We start from the raw sequence: 523 nt of genomic DNA, 5'->3' as shown, positions 1-523 counted from the left end.
CCGGGTCTGGTTCAATGCTGAATTGGCGAGCCGAAACTACCTTGTTCCCGGGTCGATCGCGATAATCCTGACGCTGATCGGGTCCCTCCTGACAGCGCTGGTCATCGCGCGGGAATGGGAACGCGGCACGATGGAGGCTCTACTCGCAACGCCGATCAATGTTGCCGAACTGCTGATCGGAAAACTGACGCCGTATTTCTTCCTGGGCATGGGTTCGATGGGGCTATCAAGCCTGCTCGCTGTCATAGTCTTTGATGTACCACTTCGCGGATCCCTCATCGTGCTGATCGCGATTTCGGCCATTTTTATGCTGACATCCCTCGGCCAAGGTTTGTTGATCTCCACATTGACACGCAATCAGTTGGTTGCCGCACAGATCTCGATCCTCTCCTCCTTTCTGCCAGCGTTTTACTTTTCGAATTTTGTGTTCGAGCTGGAAAGCATGCCAATGGCTTTGCAGTGGATCAGTTATGCGGTGCCCGCTCGATACTTCGTCGCCTCATTGCAAAGCGTGTTTCTGGCA

Annotated in this window: 1 protein-coding gene; it reads left to right on the top strand. The window is 53.9% G+C overall.

Features of this window, described 5'->3' with window-relative positions:
• Window positions 1-523 (top strand): ABC transporter permease (locus PKF00_RS44350; RefSeq protein ID WP_271223808.1); only part of this gene is annotated, 523 nt, incomplete at both ends.

Origin of the sequence: Streptosporangium carneum (assembly GCF_027922005.1) — a bacterium.
Lineage (GTDB): Bacteria > Actinomycetota > Actinomycetes > Streptosporangiales > Streptosporangiaceae > Streptosporangium > Streptosporangium carneum.
This window is presented reverse-complemented; position numbering and strand designations above follow the sequence as displayed.